This window comes from Thiorhodococcus minor (assembly GCF_010820565.1).
GTDB lineage: Bacteria > Pseudomonadota > Gammaproteobacteria > Chromatiales > Chromatiaceae > Thiorhodococcus > Thiorhodococcus minor.
On the sequence record NZ_JAAIJQ010000029.1, the window covers coordinates 60,728 to 68,742 of the forward strand.

The 8,015-nt window shown below is 64.2% G+C and carries 7 protein-coding genes; 5 read left to right on the forward strand and 2 right to left on the reverse strand.

Features of this window, described 5'->3' with window-relative positions; genetic code table 11:
- Positions 1–11 precede the first annotated feature (11 nt).
- Both G3446_RS11585 and G3446_RS11590 read right to left on the reverse strand, forming a co-directional pair.
- Positions 12–641, reverse strand: coding sequence for a cytochrome b/b6 domain-containing protein (locus tag G3446_RS11585; protein WP_164452992.1), 630 nt, complete (start codon positions 639–641; stop codon positions 12–14).
- Positions 638–1,612, reverse strand: a complete 975-nt coding sequence (locus G3446_RS11590; RefSeq protein WP_164452993.1) for a cytochrome c3 family protein — start codon at positions 1,610–1,612, stop codon at positions 638–640. The genes G3446_RS11585 and G3446_RS11590 overlap by 4 nt, the downstream gene beginning before the upstream one ends.
- A 502-nt stretch (positions 1,613–2,114) precedes the next feature.
- Here G3446_RS11590 and G3446_RS11595 point away from each other — a divergent pair.
- From G3446_RS11595 to G3446_RS11615, 5 genes are all read left to right on the forward strand, one after another.
- Positions 2,115–3,314, forward strand: a complete 1,200-nt coding sequence (locus G3446_RS11595) for a hydrogenase small subunit (protein ID WP_164452994.1) — start codon at positions 2,115–2,117, stop codon at positions 3,312–3,314.
- Between the two features lie 3 nt (positions 3,315–3,317).
- Positions 3,318–4,349, forward strand: coding sequence for a hydrogenase 2 operon protein HybA (hybA, locus tag G3446_RS11600; RefSeq protein WP_164452995.1), 1,032 nt, complete (start codon positions 3,318–3,320; stop codon positions 4,347–4,349).
- Positions 4,342–5,475 (forward strand): Ni/Fe-hydrogenase cytochrome b subunit, encoded by a 1,134-nt coding sequence (gene hybB, locus G3446_RS11605; protein WP_164452996.1) that lies wholly within the window; start codon positions 4,342–4,344, stop codon positions 5,473–5,475. Before hybA ends, hybB begins: the two co-directional genes overlap by 8 nt.
- Before the next feature lie 144 nt (positions 5,476–5,619).
- Complete coding sequence (locus G3446_RS11610) at positions 5,620–7,323, forward strand: nickel-dependent hydrogenase large subunit (RefSeq protein WP_164452997.1); 1,704 nt, start codon at positions 5,620–5,622, stop codon at positions 7,321–7,323.
- Positions 7,307–7,876: a hydrogenase maturation protease gene (locus G3446_RS11615; protein WP_164452998.1), complete on the forward strand. Its 570-nt coding sequence runs from the start codon at positions 7,307–7,309 to the stop codon at positions 7,874–7,876. The genes G3446_RS11610 and G3446_RS11615 overlap by 17 nt, the downstream gene beginning before the upstream one ends.
- The last annotated feature ends 139 nt before the right edge of the window (positions 7,877–8,015 follow it).

Sequence of the window (8,015 nt, forward strand, 5' to 3'; positions counted from 1 at the left end):
CGTGCGGTCGGCTAAGCCTCCGTCTCCTGATGGGTATCGCGGTGCCAGCCCGTGAGCATGGCACGCATGTTCGTCAACACCGTCTCTCCCGTGGTGATGATGTAAATGTGCACGAGCAGGAAGAGGATGAGCAGATAGGCGACCGTCAGATGAGACATCGCGACGACCCAGACGCTCCCGATGCCAAACAGGGTCTCGGGCAGGTAGACCGAGAACAGGAATGCCCAGCCACTGAGGATCAGCAGTGGCATGAGCAGATACATGACGCCGATGTAGGTGACCTGCTGCAGGGTATTGAGCTTGGCCTCGCTGCTCGGATGGAAGGGGTGCGGCGCATTGTTGAAGATGCCATAGCCGTAGTAAATACTCTGCGTGATCAACCGCTTGAGGAAGCCACGCAGCTGTACCTGGTAGTGGCGGCCATTGCCCGTGACGAGGTTGCCGATGACGAAGCCGATCCATCCGGCCGTGAGGAGAATGCCCGCCGTATTGTGGAGGGTAATTGCCGCCTGAAAGTCGAGCAGCAGGCCGACGCCGTTGAAGTGCATGCTGGCGCCGGAGAACATGAGCAGAATGAAGAGCAGGGCATTGGTCCAATGCCACAGCCGCACCCAGCGCGGATAGAGATAGAGCTCGCTCATGTCTGATCCTCCTTCGAGCGGCGATAGGCTCGATAACGTCCGTAGCCATGGGCACCCAGTCCGAGCAGGGTGATGGCAATGATGGCCAGGGCCGCGCGGTCGATCAGGGGGCTGCGGCTCATCCCCACGACATAGGCCTCATTGAACACCGCCTTGGAGAGCCAGCCCTTGTTGGCGAGGTCGGTTTCGGACCTGTACTGGTAGAGCCGATTCAGCAGCTGGGGCGCCTTGGAATGGCATTGTACGCAGTCGCGATTGCTGTCCTCGCCGGCCAGGATCTGATGTGAGACTGGCTGACCGCTCTCGGACACAGGTGTATGGCAGTCCAGGCAGCGCACGGCCTCGCGGTGCTTTTCCCGCTTGGGCAGCCATAGATGCGGGTCGCGGTAAGGGTCGTTCAGCTCCTCGTGGCAGGACATGCAGATGGCGTTGTCGTCGCGCACGATCTGGGCGATGTCCTCACCGACCTCGGAGTTGCGGAAGGCGTGCGGGTCGTGGCAGCTGTGGCAGCCGAAATCCGCCGCCTCGGGTGCGTCCGAGGTGACGTGGACGCTGTGCTTGAACTCCTTGTCGATGGTCTCGAAGCGATAGCGGCGCTCTTGCGCATCGTCTTGCTCTTCATGGCAGCCGACGCAAGCGAGCGCTTCGTCCTTGAGGCGATCCGGGTGCGGATACTGCTCATAGTCCGCGGCATGGCAGTCGGAGCAAGCCAGCTCGCCATGCGTCGAGTGCGACAAGGCATTCGGGTCGACGGAGAGGTCGACGATCTCACCGCTTGTCGGATCTCGGTAGGCAAGCGTTGCCATCTGGTGGCAGCGCAGACAGCTCTTGTTGTCCGACGCGTCCTGGACTGCCGACGCCCCGGCATGAAGGGAGCCTAAGAGCAGCAAGGCTGTCCCGATCGTGCGCGAGCCCCAGGCCCATGTGACGCCCAACTGGGTGTCCCCTTTGTTGATAACCCGTCTTCGCATCGCTCGTGCTCTCTTCTGGGAGTGTGCGCAGTCTCGAATCAGCGCTGCGCCTTGTCCAGGGCTTCGACCTTGCGCTCCAAGGCGCGTTCGCTTGGCATGGCTTCGTCACCTTAGAAAGGCTGCACCTGGCCTCGCTTTTCGGTCGTGAGGCAAGTCACAAAATAGGGCGCTCTCGCGCGCTTTTGGGATTCTTCGCCACTTCCTTGACCTGAGCCAAGGCAAGGGGGCTCGAGGTTGGACAAAGGCCGCTTTGGAGAATATAAGAAAATAACTACAAACGAATATTAGCTAAAGAAGATGTAGCTAACTGAAGTGTGTGCGTGGATCCCGTATTGAGCCCGAATGCTGTAACGCTCGATGAAGGGATATGTCACCAGGGCGCAAGAGCGCCATGACACATCTCAACCTGTGCTTCAGCCTCGCCAATCCAAGACGGCCCGACGACTCGATAGTGGATTCATGGCCAACATGATCCTGGGCGACCCTCTTGGAGGCAGTAGACATGAGCGAGCAGGCGCAGTCCCTGACCGAAACGGACATCGGCCCCAACCTGTCCAACCAGCTTGAGATCCGCGGCGTCAGCCGACGCCGCTTCCTGAAGTTCGCCCTGAGCATCACGGCCGCCATGGGGCTGCCGTTCGGGATGTCGCGCGAGGTGCTCGCCGCGCTCGAGCAGTCGCAGGCGCGTCCGACGGTGATCTGGCTGCATTTCCAAGAGTGCACCGGCTGCACGGAATCCCTGCTGCGGGCGACCCATCCCACGGTCGAGTCGCTGATCCTCGACCTCATCTCGTTGGACTATTCCGAGACCCTGCTGGCCGCCGCCGGGCACCAGGCCGAGCAGGCGCTGGCGGACTCCATCGCCCAGAACCGCGGCAACTTCATCCTGGTCGTCGAGGGCTCGGTGCCCATGCGCGACGGCGGGATCTACTGCAAGGTGGCGCGCAAGACGCCGCAGGAGATGCTCCATGAGATCGCCCCGCACGCCGCGGCGGCGGTCGCCATCGGCTCCTGCGCCTCCTGGGGCGGCGTGCAGAGTGCGGCGCCCAACCCGACCGAGGCCGTGGGCCTGCCGGTGGCCTTGGAGCGTGAGGGCATCACCAGGTCGGACGGCAGCGCGCTTCCGGTCATCACGCTGCCGGGATGCCCAGCATCTCCCTACAACCTGCTTTCGACCGTTCTGTACTACCTGACCCTGAAGAAGCTCCCGGCGCTGGATGCCAAGGGGCGGCCGCTGTTCGCCTACGGGCACCTCATCCACGAGAACTGCGAGCGTCGGCCGCACTTCGACGCCGGTCGTTTTGCCGAGGCGTTCGGTGACGAGGGGCACCGCAAGGGCTGGTGTCTCTACAAGCTCGGCTGCAAGGGACCCGAGACCTACGCCAATTGCCCGGCCATCGAGTTCGGCGACGTCGGCGGAAACACCTGGCCCGTGGGCATCGGGCACCCCTGCTTCGGCTGTGCCGAGCAGGGCGTCGGCTTCCACAAGGCCCTGCACGAGCAGGCCGACGTGAAGTCTGTGACGCCGCCCGCCTTCTTCCCCGAGATCTTCACCGAGCACCCGGGCGGGGCCAGCCTGGCCGGCGCGGCGCTGGCTGGTGCGGTCGGGGGCGGTGGGGCCGTCTATGCGCTCAATGCGGGCAAGAAGCTGAAGAAGGCCGAGGCGGAGTCATCGGCCGAGAGCGAGTCTGAGTCGAGGTAAGCCATGAAGATCGATCGTCGCGATTTCTGCAAGGTCGTCGTCGCCGGCGCCGCGACGGCATTGAGCGGTGGTGTCGCCGAGGCGCGCCCGCCCAAGGAGCTGCCGCCCAAGGCCGTCGGCATCCTCTATGACGCCACCCTCTGCATCGGCTGCAAGGCCTGCGAGGTCGGCTGCAAGGAGGCCAACGACATGCCGATGGACCATACCTCCTGCGCCGAGCAGGCCCATGGGGTGACGGGTGTCTGGGATGCCCCTGACGACCTCAACAGCCGCACCATGAATAAGATCAAGGCCTACGCCCAGGGCACGGCCGAGGTCAAGGACCGGCCCCAAGACGGCTACAGCTTCATCAAGCGGGCCTGCATGCACTGCGTCGACCCGGACTGCGTCTCCGCCTGTCCGGTCAGCGCCCTGACCAAGGACCCGGTGACCGGCATCGTCCAGTACGACCCGGACGCCTGCATCGGCTGCCGCTACTGTCAGCTGGCTTGTCCCTTCAATATTCCCAAGTTCGAGTACGACAAGACGTTCCCCAAGATCGTCAAGTGCCAGATGTGCGCGCACCTCCAGGCGGAGGGCGGCATCCCGGCCTGCTGCGAGGCCTGCCCGACAGGTGCCAGTCTCTTTGGAGCCGTGCCGGATCTGCTGGAGGAGGCCCATCGCCGCCTGACCTTCAAGTCGGGCGAGCGCCAGTCCTATCCCATCCACAGCCTGGACGGCGGCGAGACCCGCACGGCCGAGGTGCGCGGCTATTACCCCAAGGTCTATGGCGAGACCGAAACGGGCGGCACCCAGTACCTCATGATGGCAGGCGTGCCCTTCGAGCATCTGGGTATGCCGGACCTCGGCAGCGAATCGCGCGCGCGGCTCTCAGAGACCATTCAGCACGGTCTCTATCAGGGCATGATGGCGCCGACGCTGCTGCTCGGTGGTCTGGTCTATGCGGCCTATCGCAACACCCACGAAGACCGCATGGATCCGCCCGAAGCGCCCGATGGCAAGGCTTCGCAGGCGGAGGAGGTGCCTGATGACTGAGGTCTATCGTCCCGTCGGCGGCAAGCTGCTGACACGGCAGTTCTACTTCCTGGCGTTGCTGGCCCTGATCGCCGCCTATTTCCTCGTGCGCCGTTTCATCTTCGGGATCGGCGACGTGTCGAACCTGAGCGACGGCTATCCCTGGGGCCTCTGGATCACCTATGACGTGGTGACGGGCACCGCGATCGCCTGCGGCGGCTATGCCATGGCCGTGGCCGTCTACGTCTTCAACAAGGGCCAGTTCCACCCCATGGTGCGGGCGGCCCTGCTGACCAGCGTCTTCGGCTACACCCTGGCGGGTGCCTCCATCGTCGTGGACGTCGGCCGCTACTGGCAGCTCTACAACGTCTTCCTGCCGCAGTACGCCAACCTCAACTCCGTGATGCTGGAGGTGGCGCTGTGCATCAGCCTCTATGTGCTGGTGCTCTGGATCGAGTTCTCGCCGGCGATTCTGGAGGCGATGAAGGCCAACCGTGCCCTGCGGATGCTCAGGCACATCCTCTTCTTCTTCATCGGCGTGGGCATCCTGCTGCCGACCATGCACCAGTCCTCGCTCGGCTCGCTGCTGATCATCGCCGGGCACAAGGTGCATCCACTGTGGCAGAGCGACATCATCCCGCTGCTCTTCCTCATCACGGCCATCACCATGGGCTATGGCATGGTGGTCTTCGAGTCGCTCTATGCCTCGGTCAATCTTGGCCGCAAGCTGGAGACCGATCTGCTGGCCAAGGTTGCGGGCGTCATTCCCTGGCTGCTCATCACCTATCTGGTGCTGCGCATCGGCGACCTTACGCTGACGGGCAATCTCGCCGCGCTGGCCGAGCCTGGCCGGGCGCCGATCCTCTTCGCAGGAGAGATGGCGCTCTTCGGCTACGCCATCGTCAGCCTGCTCGGCAAAGCGCGGCGAAGGCATCCGACGCATCTCTTCTGGAGTGCGCTCGCGGTGGTCCTGGCCGGCGCCCTCTATCGCTTCGATGCCTTCCTGATCGCCTACAACCCAGGGCCGGGCTGGCACTACTTCCCGGCGGTGGGCGAGATGATGATCACCCTTGGCGTCGTCGCGGTCGAGATCATGGCGTACCTCTTCTTCGTCAAGAAGACGCCGGTTCTGGCCGCGGGGCATTGAGATGCTAGGGCGGAGCGGCGCCCGTGGGAGCGGCGCCCCGCCGCGACGAGCCAGGCTCGATGATCGGAGCCGTCGCGCCGAGGCGGCGCTCCCACAGGCTCCTGATGGGCTCGGGCCGAAACCTTACTTAGCGGAGCAACAGCAGTGACGACCAAACGTATCAGTGTGGATCCGGTCACGCGGATCGAGGGGCATCTGCGAGTCGATTGCGACATCCAGGACGGCAAGGTGGTCAATGCCTGGTCGAGCGGTCAGATGTGGCGCGGCATCGAGACGATTCTCACGGGGCGCGACCCGCGCGACGCCTGGCTCTACACCCAGCGGATTTGCGGCGTCTGCACCACGGTCCATGCCATCGCCTCCGTGCGGGCTGTCGAGGACGCGCTCAAGCTGGAGATCCCGCTCAACGCCCAGCTGATCCGCAACCTCATCATCGCGGCGCATGGCATCCACGACCATGTGGTGCACTTCTATCACCTCTCGGCGCTCGATTGGGTGGACGTCGTCTCTGCACTGCAGGCCGACCCCAAGGCGACCGAGGCCCTGGCGCAAAGCCTCTCGGACTGGCCGAACAACAACGCGGCCCATTTCGCCGCGGTCCAGGCGCGGGTGAAGAAGCTGATCGATAGCGGCCAGCTCGGCATCTTCGCCCACGGCTACTGGGGCCACGAGGCCATGAAGCTGCCGCCTGAGGCCAATCTGATGGCCGTCGCGCACTATCTGGAAGCCTTGGAGTATCAGCGCAAGTCCAATCAGATCACCGCCATCCTGGGCTCCAAGACGCCGCACATCCAGAACCTGGCCGTCGGCGGCGTGGCCAACGCCATCAACCCGGACGACCAGTCCGCGCTCAACATGGAGCGCCTGGCCTATATCCAGACGCTCATGGCGGAGCTGGAAGGCTTCCTGCGCAAGGTCTATCTGCCGGACGTCATCGCCGTCGCCGCCCTCTATGCGGACTGGCTGCCCTATGGCGCGGGCGTCATGAATTACCTGTCGGTGCCGGACTTCCCGCGCGATACCAAGGGGACGGACTTCGGTATGCCCGGCGGCTACATCCCGGCGGCCGATCTGGATGCCTTCCAGGCCGTGAAGCACTTCGGCGATCCCTTCTTCGAGAAGAGCGTCAAGGAGAGCATCAAGCACAGCTGGTATCAGGGCGATTGGACGCGCTCGCCCTATGAGGGCGAGACGGTGCCCGACTACACGGACTTCCAGGAAGAGGCCGCCTATTCCTGGGTCAAGTCGCCGACCTTCAACGACGAGCCCGCACAGGTCGGCCCGCTGGCCAACGTACTGGCTATGGTCGCGGCCGGTCACGAGGGGACGCTCCAGTATCTCGACGACGCGGTGACGCGGATCGGGGCCATCGCCGGCAAGGAGGTGCCGCTGAGCGCGCTGCACTCGTCGCTGGGGCGTCACCTGGCGCGCTGCATCCGCACCCAGGTGCTCTACGACATGATGGTCGATAACTATGACGCCCTGGTCGCCAACATCGCGAGCGGCGACGTCACCAGCTTCAACCCGCCGACCTTCCCCAAGGGCGAGCAGATGGGCTATGGCTTCCACGAGGCGCCGCGCGGCGTGCTCTCGCACTGGGTCGTGATCGAGAACGGCAAGATCAAGAACTACCAGGCGGTGGTGCCATCGACCTGGAACGCCGGCCCGCGCAATCAGAACGACGCGCGCGGCCCCTATGAGGCCTCGCTGATCGACAACCCCATCCTGGACGAGGAGCGTCCGCTGGAGGTGCTGCGCACGGTGCATTCCTTCGATCCCTGCCTGGCCTGCGCCATCCACCTGCACGACAACGAGCGGCAGGAGATCGTCAGTGTCAAGGCCCTCTGAAGGTGTCGCGGATGCCCTGGTCATCGGCTGGGGCAATCTGCTCTTGAGCGACGAGGGTGTGGGAGTCCATGCCCTGCGCCGGCTGGAGCTGGACTACAGATTCGAGCCGGCCGTCCGACTCGAAGATGGCGGCACGTCCGGGCTGGATCTGCTCCCGCTCTTCGCGGACCACGGCCGGATCCTGATGCTGGACGCCGTCGCGGGCGAGCTGCCGCCAGGGGAGATCCAAGTCATCCGCGACGACGAGATCCGGCGTGTCCTGTCGCAGAAGCTCTCGGTGCACCATCTCGGCGTGACCGACGTGCTCGCGGTCGCCGAGCTGCTGGAGTACACACTTGAGGAGATCGTGCTGGTCGGGATCGTCCCTGAGCGGCTCGAGCCGGGGCTTGAGCTGTCGCCGACCCTGACGAGCCGCCTAGCTGACTTCACCGAAACTGCGGTGTCGATCCTGGGGGGGTGGGCAATTCGCGGCCGTGAAGCCAGGGTGGTCGACGGTTCCGTGCGCTCGGATGCGTCTTCCTCAGCCTCGGAGGCGCTCGCGTCCTGGCGCTAAAACGATACCAGCAAGCGCCAGCGGGCGGCGGGGCAGGGCGTTTGGAAGATGTCGTCGAATCTTAGTCCCTTATCGACAAAATCTTTGACAAAACGATGAGAATTCTAAAGGGCCTCCAGCACGAGACTCGGCTGCACAA

Coding starts and splice junctions, on each gene's coding strand:
- G3446_RS11585 (WP_164452992.1), bottom strand. CDS start 641: ATGAGCGAGCTCTATCTCTATCCGCGCTGGGTGCGGCTGTGGCATTGG.
- G3446_RS11590 (WP_164452993.1), bottom strand. CDS start 1,612: ATGCGAAGACGGGTTATCAACAAAGGGGACACCCAGTTGGGCGTCACA.
- G3446_RS11595 (WP_164452994.1), top strand. CDS start 2,115: ATGAGCGAGCAGGCGCAGTCCCTGACCGAAACGGACATCGGCCCCAAC.
- hybA (WP_164452995.1), top strand. CDS start 3,318: ATGAAGATCGATCGTCGCGATTTCTGCAAGGTCGTCGTCGCCGGCGCC.
- hybB (WP_164452996.1), top strand. CDS start 4,342: ATGACTGAGGTCTATCGTCCCGTCGGCGGCAAGCTGCTGACACGGCAG.